We start from the raw sequence: 16,121 nt of genomic DNA, 5'->3' as shown, positions 1-16,121 counted from the left end.
GGGAGCCATCGCCTGTTGCGAGGCCGCGTGCGGAACCACTACCTACTGCTTGCGCTGGATGATGAGGTTGCGCTTGGCGTCTTCGGGGTAGGCAAACGTGATGGCGCCGTTCTTCACCGCGCCAATCACCAGCATGTTGCGCGTGATGGCGTCCTTGTCGGCGGTGCTGAAGGGCTTGTCGTAGGTGGCGACCACGCCGTAGTAGGTCTTCATCTTGCCCTCCAGCGATTCCTTGAGCGCCGGGCCATTGAGATTGCCGTCGCGGATGCCCAGGAAGGAGTACATGAGCAAATAGGTGGCATCGTAGGCATTGGCTGCCGCCATGGGCACGGCCAGCTTGCGCTGGAACTTGCGCGTGTAGCTCGACAGGAAGGAGGCGCGGCGCTCGTTGCTGGGCTCGGCGATGAAGGTCTGCACCATGAGGGCGCCCTCGGCCGCATCCCGCGCGCCATCGAGGAAGTACGGGAACGACAGGGTCCATGGCCCCACCTGCGGCGCCTTCCAGCCCAGGGTCTTCTTGCCGTTGGCGATGACGGCGTTCTCCTGCCCCACGGTGTAGCTGAAGACCACGTTGGCACCTGCCGTGCGCGCGGCGGCCAGCTCGGCGGTGAGGTCCTTCACCCCCAGGTCGAAGCGTGCCACGTGCACGGGTTTCAGGTTCTTGGCGGCCAGCGCGGCCACCACGTCGTTGTAGCCGCCTTCGCCATAGCCGGTCTTGTCGGCGAAGATGGCCACCTTGTCCCAGCCGCGCTTGACGATGTCTTCCACCATGAAGGGGGCCTGCAGTGCGTCGCGCCCCTGCACGCGAAAGATGTAGCTGTCGGCCGGCGGGTACTTGGCGGTGACGGCCGTGCCAGACGCGCAGGGCACGATGAGCGGCGATTTGGCGTCCTGGAACAGGTCGATGGCCTTCATCGCCACGCCGGTGTTGCAAAAGCCGATGGTGGCGACCACCTTCTCGGCCAGCAGGTCCTGCGAGACCTTGCGCCCCTGGTCGGGGTTGGCCGCATCGTCCTTGACCACCAGCTCGAGCGGCCGGCCCAGGTAGCCGCCGCCGGCATTGATCTCGTCCACCGCCATGCGGATACCGTTGAGCATGGGCACGCCGAAGTCGGCCGATGCCCCGGTGAACGGCCCCACCACGCCGATGCGCACCGGCGCCGTGTTGCCGATCTGCGCGCGGGCAGGTAGCGCAGCCAGGGCCATCGCCACACCGGCGCTCAGAATGAAAAACACCCCACCCCAGCTCGCGCGTTGCGGCGCGGCGGCGATGGGGCGCGATGGCGCGAGGCTCTTGGTCGGCATGGCACGGCCTTTCAGGCTTGTCTCGTTGGTCCGTGCAGTATCAAAGTGCCAACAGACCTGGGACAGCGGGGTTTCCCGCAGGAAGGCGCGTGCCAGCGCGTGCCGTCAGAATTCGATCAGCTTCTCGACGTCCTGCACCTTGCGACGGGCCAGGGCCAGGTTCGCGCGCGCCTTGTCGAGCACCATGTAGATGAAGATGCCTTCCTTGGTGGCCAGGGGGCGGATGATGTGGTACTGCTTGCCCAGCGTGATCAGGATGTCGTCGATGGTGTCCTGCAGGCCCAGCGCCTGCATGGTCTTGTTCTTGGCACGCACGACTTCGGTGTTGCCGGCGGCGGCCAGTTCCATGTCCACCCCCGTGCCGATGCTGCCCAGCAGCATGCCGCTGCCACTGTCCACGATGGCGGCGCACAGCGCACCTTCCACGGACTGCAGCTGGTTCAGGGATTCATTGAGAGTCGCCATTTTTTCGTTTCCTTGTCGTTCGTTCACACTGGCTGGAAAGGGGAGTGGGCGCAGGCTGCCAATGAACGCCCGCGCCCGGAAATCGGTTGAGCCTCAGAGGCTGGGAATTTTTTGGCCGTGTCCGAAGGGTGCGTCAAAACGCCTCGGATCTAGGCGCAAAGCACAGCCATAGCTCGGGCTATGGCGAGCATTTGCAACGACGAGCCGGGGTGTTTTGGCGTGCAAGGCGGGCATGGACGAAAGATTCTCAGCCTCTTAGGCCCGGGACATCTCCTGCACCACCTCACCCGCGGCCCACAGGGCGCGGCCGAGCAGGGCATCGCTGCCCAGCACCAGGCACAGGATGCAGGGCACCGGCGCATCGATGGACTGGAAGACCACGGTGCTGCCCTCGGCCTCGAAGGTCAGGCGCTTGCACTGGGGGCTCTGGATCTCGCGGCCCACCGCACGGGCCATGGCCATGAGCGAGCTGGCCATGGCCGACAGGCGGTTGGCCTGCAGGTCGCTGCGGTTGCGCAGGCAGGCGATCTCAAAGCCATCGGGTGTGGCCAGCAAGGCCAGCTGCAGGCCGCTGATGGGCGCGGCATGGGTGTCAAGAGCGCGCTGGGCCGTCTGGGCCAGTGCTTCGGAAATCAGGGGGGAACTGCTTTTCATGGGGACTCGCTGCGCAGGGACAACATCGACACCAGCACACCGAGCGCCTGCAGCACGTCGGCACGCTTTCTCACATCCACCTGCAGCACCGGCACCACGCCATGGCCGGCGGCCTGCAATCCATCGGCAAAGGCCTGCATGGTGGCGACAGATGCCGGGCGGGTGCTGAGCACCAGGGCCAGCGGCGGATGCTCAGCGGCAGCAGCCTCGGCCAGCAGGGCACCTGCGGCCTGCAAGGCATCGGGCGCATTGGCATCGACCATGACGAACACGCCCACCGAGGCGGACACGACCCACTGGCGCAGGAAGTCGAAGCGGTCCTGCCCGGGGCAGCCGCAGACCTGCACGAACTCGCCATCGCCCAGGTCGATCTGGCCGAACTCGGCGCCCACGGTGGTGAACTCCTTGGCATGGGCCTGGCGGTCCAGGTTCGGCACGTCGGAGGCGACCATGTCGTCGCCGCACAGCGCACGGATGGCCGTCGTCTTGCCCACGCCCATGGGGCCCATGAAGGCGATGCGCGGCATGGGGGCAGCGCTGGAATAGGTCTTTACCGAAGCATTCATGGGCGGTTGGCTCCTGTCAGCCAGTGGGACAGGCGGCGCACGAAGCCCTGGGACACGGCGCCGCCCGCGCGGGACGGCGAGGCCGCAGCGGGCACCGCCTGGGTGGGGGCAATCACCTGCAGCACCTTGCGGTGCGCAAGCTCCCGCAGCAGCACGGCCACCATGGCGGGCTCCAGGCCGCTGTGCGCCTGCAGCTGATGCGCCGTCACGGGCTGGCGGGCCAGCAGGGCCAGGGCGCTGACGTAGCCTGCACTGTCGAACGGCGCGCCCAGGAACACCCAGGAGCCCAGGCGGTAACGGCTGCCCTGCGCGGCGGCCATGGCGGCCGAACCCACGGCGGCAGGCGCTGCCGGCTGGATGGTGCTGTGGGCAAAGGATCGCGCTGGCTGTGCTGCAGGGGCAGGCGTGGGTGCCGGGGGTGCGGCCTGCACCGCCACGGCGATGGGGGCGGCATTCTGCCGCGCCTTCCAGTCGAGCAGAAAGACCGCCGCGCGGTCGAGGATGTCAATGAGGTCGGCCACCGTGTAGTCCTGCGGCAGGCGCCCCACCCAGGTCTGCGCAAAGCGGGCGCCCGGCTGTTCGTGGCCCACCCAGATCACGCACGGGGGCATCGGCTGCAGCCGCATCAGGTTGGACGATACGTCGAGCATGGCCACCTGCGCCTGGGCCAGGGGCGACTCGCGCCACGCGAACACCGATTTGCGGGCGGCCACGCCAAACAACTCTGAAAACCGCGTGCGCAGCGCGGGCGCCAGCAAGCTGGTTGCCAAATCCCCCCTCAGATTGGTCTTCACCCAAATACCCCGCAGTGCAGAAAGCAACTGATCAGTTTAAGTGAGCCCTCCATTCGCGACCAGTACAAAACCGTATCAGTCAGGTTTTGTGACAGTAGTTGACCTTTCTGTGGTCAATTGTTCACAACGGGGTGCGAGAGGTGCCCAAGGTATGATCCCCGGTCCCCTTGCTGAAAGCACGCCGCGCGCCCCTCCGGCGCTGTGCGCGTCACCCCCTCCCTGCCCGCTGCTTTCCCATGTCTTTCGGTCTCAACCTTGCCCAGCTCCAGGCTGTCCACTACACCGAGGGGCCCTGCCTCGTGCTGGCGGGTGCAGGGTCGGGCAAGACGCGGGTGATCACCCAGAAGATCGCGCACATGATCGAGCGCGGGCTCGATCCCAAGCGCATCGCCGCCATCACCTTCACGAACAAGGCTGCGTCTGAAATGCGCGAGCGCGCCAAGGGCCTCATCGGCCGGCGTGCCAAGGACGTGCTGATCTGCACCTTCCACGCCCTGGGGGTGCGCATGGTGCGCGAGGACGGCTCGGTGCTGGGCCTCAAGCCCCAGTTCAGCATCATGGATGCCGACGACGTGACCGGCATCCTCAAGGAAGCCGCCGGCGGCACGGTCGACATGGCCACCGCGCGCCAGTGGCAGTGGGTCATCAGCGCCTGGAAGAACAAGGGCCTCACTTCGGAGGAGGCGCTGGCGCAGGCGGCAGACGACAACGAGCGCAGCATCGCCGTGCTGATGGCGCGCTATGAGGAGCGCCTTGCGGCCTACCAGAGCGTGGACTTCGACGACCTGATCGGCATGCCGCTGCGCCTGCTGCGCGACTTCCCCGAGGTGCGCGCCAAGTGGCAGGCGCTGCTGGGCCACGTTCTGGTCGACGAGTACCAGGACACCAATTCCACGCAGTACGAGCTGCTCAAGCTGCTGGTGGGCGAACGCGCCCGCTTTACGGCGGTGGGGGACGATGACCAGTCCATCTACGGCTGGCGCGGCGCCACCCTGGACAACCTGCGCAAGCTGCCCATTGATTTCCCGACCCTGCAGGTCATCAAGCTGGAGCAGAACTACCGCTCCACCAGCGCCATCCTGCGTGCGGCGAACAACGTGATCGGGCCCAACCCCAAGCTGTTTCCCAAGACGCTGTTCAGCGAACTGGGCGAGGGTGAGCCCGTGCGCGTGATCGATGCCGACAGCGAGGAGCACGAGGCCGAGCGCGCCGTGGCGCGCATCATGAGCCTGCGCGCGGCCGCCAACCCGCCGCCGGACTGGAAGCAGTTCGCCATCCTGTACCGCGCCAACCACCAGGCCAAGCCCTTCGAGAAGGCGCTGCGCCGGCAGAACATTCCCTACAAGGTGTCGGGCGGCACGAGTTTCTTCGACCGCGCGGAGATCAAGGACCTGTGCGCCTGGTTCCGCCTGTGGATCAACAACGACGACGACCCGGCCTTCCTGCGCTCCATCACCAGCCCCAAACGCGGCATCGGGCACACCACGCTGGGCTCCCTGGGGGAGTTCTCCACCCAGCACAAGCAGAGCATGTTCGCCGCGCTGTTCAACGGCATGCTGCCGGCGGCCGTGCCCAAGCGCGCGCTTGATGGCCTGCACGAGTTCGGCCGCTACATCAACGACCTGGAACACCGCGCCCGGCACACGCACGGCGCCGAGGCCTCGCGTGCCTTCCTGGCCGACTGGCTCAAGGAAATCGGCTACGAGCAGCACCTGTACGACGGCGAGGACAGCGAGACCGTGGCCGCCGCGCGCTGGACCAACGTGCTCGAGTTCTGCGACTGGATGGCCCAGCGCGCCGGCGGCCAGATCGACGACACCTCGGGCACGCCCGTGGCTGCCGAGAGCAAGAGCCTGCTGGAGGTGTCGCAGACCATCGCCCTGTTGTCCACCATCTCGGAGCGCGAGAAGGAGCAGGACATGGTGGTGCTCTCGACCCTGCACGCCTCCAAGGGACTGGAGTGGCCGCACGTGATCCTGGTGGGCGTCACCGAGGGCATGCTGCCCTTCAAGCTCGATGACGACGAGGGCCGCCAGAAGGTGGTTGCCGAAGACACGCAGCAGCGCCTGCAGGAAGAGCGCCGCCTGATGTACGTGGGCATCACCCGTGCCCAGCGCACGCTGGCCGTGAGCTGGACCAAGCGGCGCAAGAAGGGCCGCGAGATGGTGCAGGCCCGCCCCAGCCGCTTCATCGCCGAGATGGGCCTGGACCGCACCACCACGCGCGAGGACCCGCGCGAGAAGCTCAGGGCCCTGCGCGCCGAATTCGCGGCGAAGGCCAAGGCCAGCAGCGACGCCGCATCACCATGAAATGACGCGCCCGCGCAACAGCAGCCTGCAGGTCGCGGTCGCCGCCGACAGTCGGCGGCCGCCTGATTCTGGAAGAATGGGCACCGACACGCAACCCAGCGATCTGGCCGGACAAGAACGTCCATGGCCATCGCGGCAATGAAATACCAGGCACATGCAACACGCTCACAGCACCCCTCTCCCGTCCCTTCGCCCCGCCCGAGCGCGCGCCACGGGCATGGCTGCGGCCCACCGCACGGCAGCCCTGGCCCTGGCGGTGCTGGCGCCGGCCGGCGCGGCTTTGGCGCAAGGGGCGCCCGCGCCCTCCATGGCCCCCGGCAGCACCAGCACGGGCGACCAGGCCGCCTGGCGCCGCTGCGCCGCGCTGCCCGACGACAACCAGGCGCGTCTGGCCTGTTTTGACCAATGGGCCGGCCAGCAGGCCTGGCAGTCGCCAGCCGCCACGGCCGAGGCGGCCAACGCCGTGCCGACTCCGGTGGACACCACGCTGCCCGCCACGCGCATCATCGAGGTGGCGCGCACCGAAGGCTGCCGCGACCCGCAGTACAGCGATCTCTCGCGCTTCTGGGAGCTGGAGTCGGGCAGCGACTGCGGCACCTTCAGCTTCCGTGGCTACCGCCCGATCACGGTATCGGTGGCGGCAGGCAGCAACGTGAACCGCATGCCCACGTCGACCGCAGAGGGCAGCTCGGCCACCGAATCCACCCCCTACCGCCGTACCGAGAACCGCATCCAGCTGTCGGTGCGCACCAAGGTGGCGCAGGGCCTGCTCACGCAGGGCCACCCCACGCTCAAGGATTCGATCTGGTTCGGCTACACGCAGCAGTCGTATTGGCAGCTGTTCACGCCCGAGCTGTCGCGCCCCTTCCGCACGACCGATCATGAGCCGGAAATGATGTACGTCTACCCCACCGACGCCAAACTGCCCTTCGGCTGGCGCTGGCGCTACAGCGGCATCGGCCTGGTGCACCAGTCCAACGGCCAGAGCAAGCCGCTGTCGCGCAGCTGGAACCGCGCCTACCTGATGACGGGGCTGGAGCTGGGCAACGACATCAACGTGCGCGCCCGCCTGTGGAAGCGCCTTTCCGAAAGCGCGAGCAGCGACGACAACCCTGGCATCAGCGACTACATGGGCCGTTTGGAACTGGCCGCCTTCTGGAACTACGACAAGGACAACACCCTGGGTGCCACGATGCGCCACTCGCTGGCCAACAGCGACCGGGGCTCGCTGCGGGTGGAATGGCTGCAGACCCTGGGCTCGGGCTTCCTGGGCAGCAAGAGCAACCTGCGCCTGCACACCCAGCTGTTCAGCGGCTATGGCGACAGCATGATCGACTACAACCGCAAGCGCACGGTGTTTAGCGTGGGCCTGAGCCTGGTAGATTTCTAAGCTCCCTCTGAGGCGCGGACGCGCGCTGGTGCGTCCGCCAGAGGCGGCCGCTCTTCGGGCACGCCCAAGTCTGCGCGGGCAGCCTGGGAGCCGCGGCCCTCAGCCCCCAGTGCGGCGGGCCGGCCCGTGCACGGGGGCAGGCCTTGGCCGCGCGCTTTTGACCATCGGCAGGCGATCTCAATCGCCGGTGAAAGTGGCTCGCCTCAGCCCCTCACAAACCGTTACTCAATTGCGGTCAAGTTTCATTTGCACATGCCGACGGGCCGCGCACAATGGCACGCGCACCGACTGGCATGGCTGCATGCGGACACGCTCCGATAAGAGCGGTTTTCCGGCCCCATTCCCTGCGATTGCCCTGTGGTGCGCCCTCGACAATGACCCCAGAGAGGAATCACCATGGACATGCAATACCAGCTCAAGGCCGGCAGCTACTACCTGTACGACATGCGCGATGAGCCCAGCGCCGTGACGGGTGAACGCAGGTTCAAGCTCAAGACCGATACGGTGGCCATCGCCTTCGATGCGCACACGGGCGAGGTGCACCAGCATGGCAGCCCCACGCGCATACAGTCCTGGGCCAACAACACGCGCCGCCGCCTGCGCGCAGCCGGGGCGCAGGACATGGCCAACGACATCGTGGTGGTGTCGGGCCCGCTGCCCGTGGATGAGCTCAACAAATGCCTGTGGGTCAACGGCTATGTACGGCGGATGTTCTCGCGCCTGGCCAGCCTGCCCCACGGCAAGCTGCAGCGCACGACTGAACCATTCCGCAAGGCGGCCTGACGGCCCCCTGCTGCATTCTCTCTGCCACAAGGGCCGCTCACGCGGCCCTTGGCACATGGAGATGTGCTTCAGGTCATGGCATCGGCCGTGCCGTCCTCCTGCTCAGGCTCCCCCTGCAGCGCCACGTCGGCATGCTTGACGATGGTCACGGGCACGAGGCTCGCGTGGGCCACCTCCTGCGACACCGAACCGAGCAGTGCGCTGCTGATGGCACCCTGCCCGCGCGCACCGATGACCACCAGGTCACAGCCGCTGCGCTCGATCATGTCCACCAGGGTGTGTGCCACGTCGCCCACGCCGATGTCGGTTTCGTAGGCAACGCCAGCGGCATCGAGCAGGGCACGGGCTGGGGCCATCAGGTGCTCGCCCGCTTCCAGGCTGGCGGCGGCAATCAGGTCCGCGTCGCGCGCCGTGACCATCTCATACAGAGTGGCGGGCTCCTGCACGTTGGCCAGCACGATGCTGGCCGACAGCCCCTGGCGCACGAGGCCCAGGGCATGGTGCACGCCGTCCAGGGAGAGGTCCGAGCCGTCCACGGCAATCAGGATCTTGAACATGGGGTTCTCCTTCCGTTGGTATGGGGTTCAGTGTACCGACACAGGGGCCTGACGGCACCCATGGCCTCATGCACCGCACGGTCTGGGACAATGCGGCCCATGCTGAAGTTTGACCTCCTCACCACCGACCCCGCCAGCCACGCGCGCCGGGGCACGCTCACGCTCAACCACGGCGTGGTGCAAACACCGATCTTCATGCCCGTGGGCACCTATGGCACCGTCAAGGGCGTGATGCCGCAGAGCCTGCACGACATGGGCGCGCAGATCATCCTCGGGAACACCTTCCACCTGTGGATGCGCCCGGGGCTCGACGTGATGGAGAGCTTTGGCGGCCTGCACGGCTTCGAGCAGTGGAACAAGCCCATCCTTACCGATTCGGGCGGTTTCCAGGTCTGGAGCCTGGGCGCCATGCGCAAGATCACCGAGGAGGGCGTGACCTTCGCGAGCCCCGTGAACGGCGACAAGCTGTTCATGTCGGCCGAGGTGAGCATGCAGATCCAGACCACGCTCAACAGCGACATCGTGATGCAGCTCGACGAGTGCACGCCCTACGAGACCAAGGGCCACTTGACCACCGAGCGCGAAGCGCGCCAGTCGATGGAGATGAGCCTGCGCTGGGCCAAGCGCAGCCAGGACGAGTTCCACCGGCTGAACAACCCCAACGCCCTGTTCGGCATCGTGCAGGGTGGCATGTACGAGAACCTGCGTGCCGAGTCGCTCTCGCGCCTGGTGGAGATGGACTTCCCCGGCTACGCCGTGGGCGGCGTGTCGGTGGGCGAGCCCAAGGACGAGATGCTGCGCATCATGGCGCACACGCCCCACCTGCTGCCGGCGCACAAGCCGCGCTACCTGATGGGCGTGGGCACGCCCGAGGACCTGGTGGAGGGCGTGGCCCAGGGCGTGGACATGTTCGATTGCGTGATGCCCACGCGCAATGCGCGCAACGGCACCATGTTCACGCGCTACGGCGACCTCAAGATCCGCAACGCGCGCCACAAGAGCGACCACCAGCCACTCGATACCAGCTGCACCTGCCACGCCTGCGCGGGCAAGAGCGGTGTCTCGTGGGAGGCCGGCGGCCGCGAGGGCTTCAGCCGCGCCTACCAGCACCACCTGGACCGCTGCGGCGAGATGCTGGGCCCCATGCTCACCAGCATCCACAACCTGCACTACTACCTGAACCTGATGCGCGAGGTGCGCGAGGCGCTGGACGCGGGCACCTTCGCCCAGTTTCGCGCCCAGTTCAAGGCCGACCGGGCGCGCGGCGTCTGACCTGACCCTGTCACGTCCACCGTGCCACCCATCCTGCGCAAGCTGTTGCTGTGGCCGTTGCGCCTGATCGCGGGCCTGGCCGGCTGGCTGCTGGCGCTGGTCATTGTCTTCGAGGAATGGGGCTGGGAACCGCTGCAGCGCGTGCTGGCGCGCATCGGCCGCTGGCCCGGGCTGCGCTGGATCGAGGGGGCCGTGCGCAGCCTGCCGCCCTGGGGCGCAGTGCTGGTGTTCGCCCTGCCCTCGCTGATGCTGCTGCCCATCAAGCTGCTGGCGCTGTGGACCATCGGCCAGGGGCATGTGCTGCTGGGCATGCTCATCATCGTGGCCGCCAAGCTGGTGGGCACGGCCGTGCTGGCGCGCCTGTTCACACTCACCCAGCCAGCCCTGCTGCAACTGCGCTGGTTTGCCTGGCTGTATGGCCACTGGACGCGCATCAAGGCCGTGCTGCTGGCCCGTGTACGTGCTTCCTGGCCCTGGCGCGTGGGCCGCGTGCTCAAGCGCCAATGGCGCCAGCGGTGGCAAGCATGGCGCGCCAGGTAGCCCGCAGCCACGTTCGGCCCGCCGGGAACCTACCCGCGCTGAAAGCGCAGCGGCCAGAGCAGCGTCACGGTGCCCCTCGATAATCGGCGCGCCACATCTGCGCACACGACTCCATGGACTTCCAGCTCGACCTGGCCACCGTTCTCCTTCTCTACAACACCTCTCTCATCGCCGGTGCCCTGAGCATCTTTCACATTCGCCGCCACTCGTGCCGACCGCAGGGCCTGGCGCCTCTGGCTACGGCCTATCTGATGCTGGCGGTGGGGGCGATCCTGGCCTGGCGCGGCGAGAGCGCAGCCCTGCCGATGTGGATGTGGACCCATGGCAGCCTGCTGCTGGGCACCGGCGGGTACGCCCTTTTCTGGGCGGGGGTGCGCGGCTTCAGCGGCCGCAGGCGGGTGCCCTGGCGGGCCGTGGTGCTGCTGCCGCTGGCATGCCTGGTGGCGGGCATTGCCACGGGCTTTCCCCTGCAGAACCTGCTGCGCGCAGGCGCCTTCCACGCCACGGCCACACTGGTGCTGGCCGCCTGCACATTCGAGATACTGTGCGACCGCCGCAGCGAGCCCCTGCCTTCACGTATGCTGATGGCCGCCTTTCTGGGGCTGAGCGGCAGCATCTATGCCTTGCGGCTCGCCTACATCCTCAGCGGCACGGCAGGCTCCACCGGCTTTGCCTGGGCGTTCTCCGTGCAGATGTTCTGCCACTTCGGCATGGCACTCATGGTGGCCGCACTGTCCAATGAACGCGCCGAGATCCGGCTGGAGCAGGCGGCCCACACCGACCCGCTGACCGGAACCGGCAACCGGCGCTGGCTGGAATCGCGGCTGCCCGCCCGGTTGCCACCCCAAAGCGCCATCGCCCAGCTGGACCTCGACCACTTCAAGCAGATCAATGACCGCTTCGGCCATGCCGTGGGTGACCGGGTGCTTGTGGAGTTTGCCCGGTGCCTGCAAGGGCAGTTGCGCAGCTCGGACCTGCTGGCGCGCATGGGAGGCGAGGAGTTCGTGGTCTACCTGCCGGCGGTGACGCAGGCGGAGGCCCAGGCGATTGCCGAGCGGCTGTGCGCCCAAGTCGCCCTGCTGCGCATCGAGGCACAGGGATCGCCGATTTCCGTCACGGTGAGCATAGGCCTGGCCTGGGTGCATGACACAGGCATCTCCGCGGACACATGGTTCAAAAGAGCTGACGATGCCCTGTACCAGGCCAAGCAATCGGGGCGCAACCAAGTCGTTCTGGCGGCAGGCACTGCCGCGCAGGCGGCCTGAGCGCCTGGAAATGTCCCACCCGGACACAATCTTCCACAGTTGCCGGCAGCGTTTGCTGCCGAGCCCCCTGGGGCGCTGAGAGATTTCGCGGCTACAGTGGGTCCAAATCGCCTTGGGCGCCCTGAACTTCAACGCATGCCGTCTTTGCTTCGTCCCCCTTCACCCGGCACCGCCGCTGGCCCGCTGACGGGCTGGGGCCTGTGCGCAGGCATCGGCCTGCTGGTCTTTGCCGCGTCGCTGTTGGGAATCGTGACCCGGCCGCTGGGGTTCATGGCTGCCTTCTGGCCCGCCAATGCCCTGCTGCTGGGTTTGCTGGTGCGCTACCCACGCCTGGCGGCATCGGGCACCTGGGCTGCGGCCACCCTGGGCTATGTGGCCGCGGACCTGGTGACCGGCACCGCCCCCCTGGCAACGCTTTGGCTGGCCAGCGCCAATCTTTGCGGCGTGGCCATGGGCTGGTGGCTGTTCGGCCAGGTGCCGGTGGCCACGCGCTTCCTCAAGCGGCAGATGTCGGCGGTGCTGATGTTCGGCATCTGCGTGGCCAGCAGTGCGGCGGCGGCGCTGGCGGGTTCGGGCACGGGCCCGCTGCTGTTCAACACCACCTGGCTGACGGCCCTGGGCATGTGGTTCTGCACGGAGCTGATCAACAGTGTGTTGATCCTCCCGGTGATCCTCAGTCTGCCGACCCCGCAGGAGGCGCGGCGCACGCTCAAGAAGCGCCGCTGGTCCCGGCGCCGCTGGAAGTACGCGGCGCCCCTGCTCGCGCTGGCGGCCAGCGAGGCGGCGGCTATCGCCATTGGCGGGCCCGGGGCGCTGGCGTTTCCGGTGCCGGCACTGCTCTGGTGCGCACTCACTTACGGCGTGTTTGCCACCAGCGTGCTGTCCATGCTGACCTGCTTTGGCCTGGCGATCGCGGCCGGCGCGGGCATGCTGGAGCTGGCGTTCGCGCCCAACCAGGCCTGGGCAGTGTTCTCGCTGCGCGTGGGGATCTCCTTGCTGGGGCTGGGCCCGCTTTCGGTGGCCACGGCCAAGGCGGCGAGCGTCGAGGCCATGCGCCGCCTGCACCGCGTGGCCAGCCACGACTTTTTGACCGATGCGCTGGCGCGCCGCGCCTTCATGGCCCAGGGCAGCAAGCTGCTGGCCCGCCTGGCGCGCGAGCGCAGCAGCGTGGCCGTGCTGATGCTGGACCTGGACCACTTCAAGCGCGTGAACGATACCCATGGCCATGCGCAGGGCGACAAGGTACTGCATGGCTTTGCCGCCACGGTCAGCGAGGCGCTGCGGCCCGGTGACCTGTTCGGCCGGCTGGGTGGCGAGGAGTTCGCCGTGGTGCTGCCTCGCATCCGCCAGGCCGATGCCATGGCGGTGGCGCGGCGCCTGTGCAAGCAGGTGCGCAACCATCCGTTCGCCGTGCCGGGGCAGCGCGACCCGCTGCACGCCACGGTCAGTATCGGCCTGGTCGTGTGCACCGGGGTGTCTCTGCAGGACTCGCTGGGCGCGCTAATGTCCGATGCCGATGCCGCGCTCTACGAAGCCAAGGCAGCCGGCCGTGACCGCGTGCAGCTGCATGAGCCCCGGCAGGCGCCGGGGCGCTGAAGGGGATCAGGACACACCGCCGGGCCCTGCAGGTACGGCAGGCGTGGACGCGATCACGGGCAGGATCTGCGGTGCCGGAGCGCCGCTCGCACCGGTTCCACAGGCGTGGCAAAAGCGGGCGAATGCGCTCTTGCGGGTGGTGCACACGCCGCAGTGGTCGAACAGGCCGATGCCGCAGTGCGGGCAGAAGTCGATCTTCTCGTTCTTGAGGTCCACCGGCCGCTCGCAGCCGGGGCACACGCTCTTGGCCAGGCGCGCCAGGGCCACGTCGTAGCTCAGCTCCTTGCGGCGCTCCTGGTCGGGCAGGGCCTCGGCCAGTTTCTGCCGCTCCAGGTAGCGGTTGAGGGCCACGATGGCATAGCGCCCCACCAACACCGTGATGCCGATGCCCACCACGTAGCGCACATAGCCACCGTAGCTGGGCAGGTAGGGCACCAGCTCCACAAAGAAGGCGAACAGCGCGAAGAAGATGAAGCCCCAGACGAAGGGCCAGTAGGTGCCCTTGCGCTTCTTGACGAACAGCCAGCCCGCAATGGCCAGCAGCGGCAGCGTGAGCGCCAGCCGGTACAGGAAGACGCGCAGCTCGAGCTTGCGCTGCTCGACGGACATGCGTGCATAGCCCTCGGACTCCATCTCGCTCTGGCGCTGCTGCGCGGCAGTGGCGCCCTGGTGCGCATCGAGCGAGGCCTGCTGCTGCGCCTCGACCGCCTGCTGGGTCTTGCGCTCTGCGAGCTTGAGCACGTCGAGCCGCTGCGTGCGCGCGATCACCTCGGGGTCCTGGTCGGCGCGCTGCGTGGCGCTGCGCGTGGCCAGCCAGTTGTTGAAGGTCTCGCGCTCGGCCGCGCTTTCGCTGCGCGCCTTGCTGCGCTGCAACTGGGCCTGCTGCAGCGCGGTCTCGGCGTCTTCCTCGGCCTTCTGCGCCGTGCGCACCTCGTTGCGCACCGCGTCGAAGGCGGCCTTGTCGACGAAGTCCTCGACCTGCAGGCGCTTTTCGACCTGGGGAAGGTCACCGACGAGGGTGCCGCCCAGCCCGATCAGGAAGCCCGCGAAGACGAAGGCCACCAGCCACAGGCCACGGCGGAACCATTTTTCGGACAGGCGCAGCGATTTGCTCATGGGCACATCTCCCTTGTGTTGGTGGCAGTCAAAGGCGTCTGGTGCGCAGACGCAGTCTCACGAAAACTTCAGTTCTTGAGTACCAGGGTGGCCGGCGCCGAGCCCAGCTGCGCACGCTGCAGCCACGCCAGCATCGAATCGACGGTCACGGTCTCGATGCGGTCCGAGTAGCGCTTGTCGTTGGGATGGTCGTCGAACGCGATGTTCGCCGAGCCCACGCGCCCACCCATGCGGGTCAGCGGCCCGATCTTGAGCGTGGTGGGCTCGTAGCCCTTGAACTTGAGCCAGGCCTGCGCCTGCTCGCGCGAGTTCACCGAGGTCGGCTCCATGGCGGCGGCCAGTGTCTCCAGCGCCCACTGGTTGGACTGCTGGTACTTGGTGCCCCAGGCGTAGCTGACCATGCTGTAGGCAGGCTGGTTCATGACCTTGGTGCGGCCCTTGTCCTGCAGCAGCACGAACAGGCGCTGCTGCACCTCGGGGCTGGGCACGGCCCATACGGCTTCGTAGCGCCACAGGTCATCGAGGAAGAACTCGCCCAGGCCCTGGCGGTAGACATGGCCCACGGCGGTGCCGCATTCGTTGAGCTTGTGCGCCACGCGCCAGGGGCCCTCGGGCGTCTTGTAGGCCCAGCCCAGGTGCGAGTAGCGCACGCCGTACTTGCCCAGGTCCTGGCCGGCGCGGCCCAGCATCACGACCTGGGCGCCCGTGGCGTCCAGCGCCTGGGAGGTGCGCTCGGCCAGCTGCATGCCGCGCTCCACACTCTTGGCCGATGGCGGCTTCTGGGCCTCGCACGAGCGGCCTGCATGGGCCTGGGTGGCCGTGAACACGGCGGCACCGGCAATGAGCGCTGCGCCCATGGCCCAGCGCATGGTCACGCGGCGCAAGGCGCTGCTGCTGCGGCGCGACGCGGGCTGCAGCGGCCACTGGATGGGCATCTGGATGGCGCGATGGAGGTTGGTTTGCATGGCGGCGGACCTCATCACAGGCGCTCGTTGTACAGCAGCGCGCGGCCGATGGCATTGGGCACGAAGGCCAGGGCCTCGCCGGCCACCGACAGCACCACACCCGAGCCGATCACCGTGCAGACCACGACCGTGCCGACGGCATGGGCCGAGGCGCCAACACCTTTGCCCACCACTTCGACGCTGACGCGGGCGCCGTCCGAGGCGCGCTCCAGCACGTACACCGTGCCGACGGCCGAAACTTCCACGGCCCGCACCGCCAGCACGGCACCGCCGACCGACAGGGCCGCAGGCAGGGCCACGATGGCACCCGCAGCCGCCGAGCCGACCGAAGCCGTGCCCACGACGGAGGCCACGGGCAGCAGAGACAGAGCGGCCGAGGCCTCGCTCTGCGCACGGGCGGGCAGGCTGGCCATGGCCGTGAGGAAGCTGGCGGCCAGCAGCATGCGGGCCAGGGTGCGTTGCAATGTCTTGTTCATCATGATGGATCACTCCTTCGGGTGGGGTGGGCCCGGCGCACACAGGCGACGGGCCAGGGATTCAAAAA

At 67.9% G+C, this 16,121-nt stretch carries 16 protein-coding genes; 7 read left to right on the top strand and 9 right to left on the bottom strand.

What is annotated here, in order from left to right:
• Window positions 1–42 precede the first annotated feature (42 nt).
• The 5 genes from ACSQ9E_RS31875 to ACSQ9E_RS31855 all read right to left on the bottom strand — a co-directional run bounded on the left by ACSQ9E_RS31875 (window position 43) and on the right by ACSQ9E_RS31855 (window position 3,760).
• Window positions 43–1,305 (bottom strand): ABC transporter substrate-binding protein, encoded by a 1,263-nt coding sequence (locus ACSQ9E_RS31875; protein WP_436220101.1) that lies wholly within the window; start codon window positions 1,303–1,305, stop codon window positions 43–45.
• A 105-nt stretch (window positions 1,306–1,410) separates the two neighbouring features.
• Entirely contained in the window at window positions 1,411–1,770 is a 360-nt protein-coding gene (locus ACSQ9E_RS31870; RefSeq protein WP_428003313.1) for a hypothetical protein, read from the bottom strand.
• A 255-nt stretch (window positions 1,771–2,025) separates the two neighbouring features.
• Window positions 2,026–2,424, bottom strand: a complete 399-nt coding sequence (locus ACSQ9E_RS31865; protein WP_057204015.1) for a roadblock/LC7 domain-containing protein — start codon at window positions 2,422–2,424, stop codon at window positions 2,026–2,028.
• Complete coding sequence (locus tag ACSQ9E_RS31860; protein ID WP_436220100.1) at window positions 2,421–2,990, bottom strand: GTP-binding protein; 570 nt, start codon at window positions 2,988–2,990, stop codon at window positions 2,421–2,423. Before ACSQ9E_RS31860 ends, ACSQ9E_RS31865 begins: the two co-directional genes overlap by 4 nt.
• Window positions 2,987–3,760: a hypothetical protein gene (locus ACSQ9E_RS31855; protein ID WP_157412609.1), complete on the bottom strand. Its 774-nt coding sequence runs from the start codon at window positions 3,758–3,760 to the stop codon at window positions 2,987–2,989. Before ACSQ9E_RS31855 ends, ACSQ9E_RS31860 begins: the two co-directional genes overlap by 4 nt.
• A 260-nt stretch (window positions 3,761–4,020) precedes the next feature.
• Here ACSQ9E_RS31855 and ACSQ9E_RS31850 point away from each other — a divergent pair, with 260 nt between their 5' ends.
• The 3 genes from ACSQ9E_RS31850 (at window position 4,021) to ACSQ9E_RS31840 (ending at window position 8,266) form a co-directional block, all read left to right on the top strand.
• Entirely contained in the window at window positions 4,021–6,093 is a 2,073-nt protein-coding gene (locus tag ACSQ9E_RS31850) for an ATP-dependent helicase (RefSeq protein ID WP_057204012.1), read from the top strand.
• A 217-nt stretch (window positions 6,094–6,310) separates the two neighbouring features.
• The gene (locus ACSQ9E_RS31845) at window positions 6,311–7,483 is read left to right on the top strand and encodes a phospholipase A (protein ID WP_057204011.1); all 1,173 of its coding nucleotides are present in this window, start codon (window positions 6,311–6,313) and stop codon (window positions 7,481–7,483) included.
• Between the two features lie 396 nt (window positions 7,484–7,879).
• Window positions 7,880–8,266: a hypothetical protein gene (locus ACSQ9E_RS31840; protein ID WP_436220099.1), complete on the top strand. Its 387-nt coding sequence runs from the start codon at window positions 7,880–7,882 to the stop codon at window positions 8,264–8,266.
• Between the two features lie 68 nt (window positions 8,267–8,334).
• Here the strand turns inward: ACSQ9E_RS31840 and ACSQ9E_RS31835 are convergent, their stop codons facing one another.
• On the bottom strand, window positions 8,335–8,823 hold the full coding sequence (locus ACSQ9E_RS31835; RefSeq protein WP_436220098.1) for a universal stress protein: 489 nt from the start codon (window positions 8,821–8,823) through the stop codon (window positions 8,335–8,337).
• A 99-nt stretch (window positions 8,824–8,922) separates the two neighbouring features.
• Here ACSQ9E_RS31835 and tgt point away from each other — a divergent pair, with 99 nt between their 5' ends.
• From tgt to ACSQ9E_RS31815, 4 genes are all read left to right on the top strand, one after another.
• The gene (gene tgt, locus ACSQ9E_RS31830) at window positions 8,923–10,095 is read left to right on the top strand and encodes a tRNA guanosine(34) transglycosylase Tgt (RefSeq protein WP_436220097.1); all 1,173 of its coding nucleotides are present in this window, start codon (window positions 8,923–8,925) and stop codon (window positions 10,093–10,095) included.
• 21 nt (window positions 10,096–10,116) lie between these two features.
• Window positions 10,117–10,635, top strand: coding sequence for a hypothetical protein (locus ACSQ9E_RS31825; RefSeq protein WP_235516196.1), 519 nt, complete (start codon window positions 10,117–10,119; stop codon window positions 10,633–10,635).
• A 113-nt stretch (window positions 10,636–10,748) separates the two neighbouring features.
• Entirely contained in the window at window positions 10,749–11,900 is a 1,152-nt protein-coding gene (locus ACSQ9E_RS31820; RefSeq protein ID WP_436220096.1) for a GGDEF domain-containing protein, read from the top strand.
• Between the two features lie 135 nt (window positions 11,901–12,035).
• Window positions 12,036–13,496: a diguanylate cyclase gene (locus ACSQ9E_RS31815; protein WP_436220095.1), complete on the top strand. Its 1,461-nt coding sequence runs from the start codon at window positions 12,036–12,038 to the stop codon at window positions 13,494–13,496.
• Window positions 13,497–13,502: 6 nt separating this feature from the next.
• Here ACSQ9E_RS31815 and ACSQ9E_RS31810 read toward each other — a convergent pair whose 3' ends face one another.
• From ACSQ9E_RS31810 to ACSQ9E_RS31800, 3 genes are all read right to left on the bottom strand, one after another.
• Window positions 13,503–14,612 (bottom strand): serine endopeptidase, encoded by a 1,110-nt coding sequence (locus ACSQ9E_RS31810; RefSeq protein WP_436220094.1) that lies wholly within the window; start codon window positions 14,610–14,612, stop codon window positions 13,503–13,505.
• A 68-nt stretch (window positions 14,613–14,680) separates the two neighbouring features.
• Window positions 14,681–15,469 (bottom strand): DUF2145 domain-containing protein, encoded by a 789-nt coding sequence (locus ACSQ9E_RS31805; protein WP_436220284.1) that lies wholly within the window; start codon window positions 15,467–15,469, stop codon window positions 14,681–14,683.
• Between the two features lie 122 nt (window positions 15,470–15,591).
• Entirely contained in the window at window positions 15,592–16,053 is a 462-nt protein-coding gene (locus tag ACSQ9E_RS31800) for a hypothetical protein (RefSeq protein WP_436220093.1), read from the bottom strand.
• Window positions 16,054–16,121 lie beyond the last annotated feature (68 nt).

Source organism: Acidovorax sp. LjRoot118, from assembly GCF_964253575.1.
In the GTDB taxonomy this organism is placed as follows: domain Bacteria; phylum Pseudomonadota; class Gammaproteobacteria; order Burkholderiales; family Burkholderiaceae_C; genus Acidovorax.
Note: the sequence above shows the minus strand (reverse complement) of the source record. Positions and strands in the feature narration are given on the sequence as shown.

Bases quoted from the DNA above. Each gene is read 5' to 3' on its own strand.
- ACSQ9E_RS31865 (WP_057204015.1), bottom strand. From the start codon at position 2,424: ATGAAAAGCAGTTCCCCCCTGATTTCCGAAGCACTGGCCCAGACGGCC.
- ACSQ9E_RS31870 (WP_428003313.1), bottom strand. From the start codon at position 1,770: ATGGCGACTCTCAATGAATCCCTGAACCAGCTGCAGTCCGTGGAAGGT.
- ACSQ9E_RS31850 (WP_057204012.1), top strand. From the start codon at position 4,021: ATGTCTTTCGGTCTCAACCTTGCCCAGCTCCAGGCTGTCCACTACACC.
- ACSQ9E_RS31835 (WP_436220098.1), bottom strand. From the start codon at position 8,823: ATGTTCAAGATCCTGATTGCCGTGGACGGCTCGGACCTCTCCCTGGAC.
- tgt (WP_436220097.1), top strand. From the start codon at position 8,923: ATGCTGAAGTTTGACCTCCTCACCACCGACCCCGCCAGCCACGCGCGC.
- ACSQ9E_RS31840 (WP_436220099.1), top strand. From the start codon at position 7,880: ATGGACATGCAATACCAGCTCAAGGCCGGCAGCTACTACCTGTACGAC.
- ACSQ9E_RS31800 (WP_436220093.1), bottom strand. From the start codon at position 16,053: ATGAACAAGACATTGCAACGCACCCTGGCCCGCATGCTGCTGGCCGCC.
- ACSQ9E_RS31845 (WP_057204011.1), top strand. From the start codon at position 6,311: ATGGCTGCGGCCCACCGCACGGCAGCCCTGGCCCTGGCGGTGCTGGCG.
- ACSQ9E_RS31820 (WP_436220096.1), top strand. From the start codon at position 10,749: ATGGACTTCCAGCTCGACCTGGCCACCGTTCTCCTTCTCTACAACACC.
- ACSQ9E_RS31875 (WP_436220101.1), bottom strand. From the start codon at position 1,305: ATGCCGACCAAGAGCCTCGCGCCATCGCGCCCCATCGCCGCCGCGCCG.
- ACSQ9E_RS31805 (WP_436220284.1), bottom strand. From the start codon at position 15,469: ATGGGCGCAGCGCTCATTGCCGGTGCCGCCGTGTTCACGGCCACCCAG.
- ACSQ9E_RS31860 (WP_436220100.1), bottom strand. From the start codon at position 2,990: ATGAATGCTTCGGTAAAGACCTATTCCAGCGCTGCCCCCATGCCGCGC.
- ACSQ9E_RS31815 (WP_436220095.1), top strand. From the start codon at position 12,036: ATGCCGTCTTTGCTTCGTCCCCCTTCACCCGGCACCGCCGCTGGCCCG.
- ACSQ9E_RS31810 (WP_436220094.1), bottom strand. From the start codon at position 14,612: ATGAGCAAATCGCTGCGCCTGTCCGAAAAATGGTTCCGCCGTGGCCTG.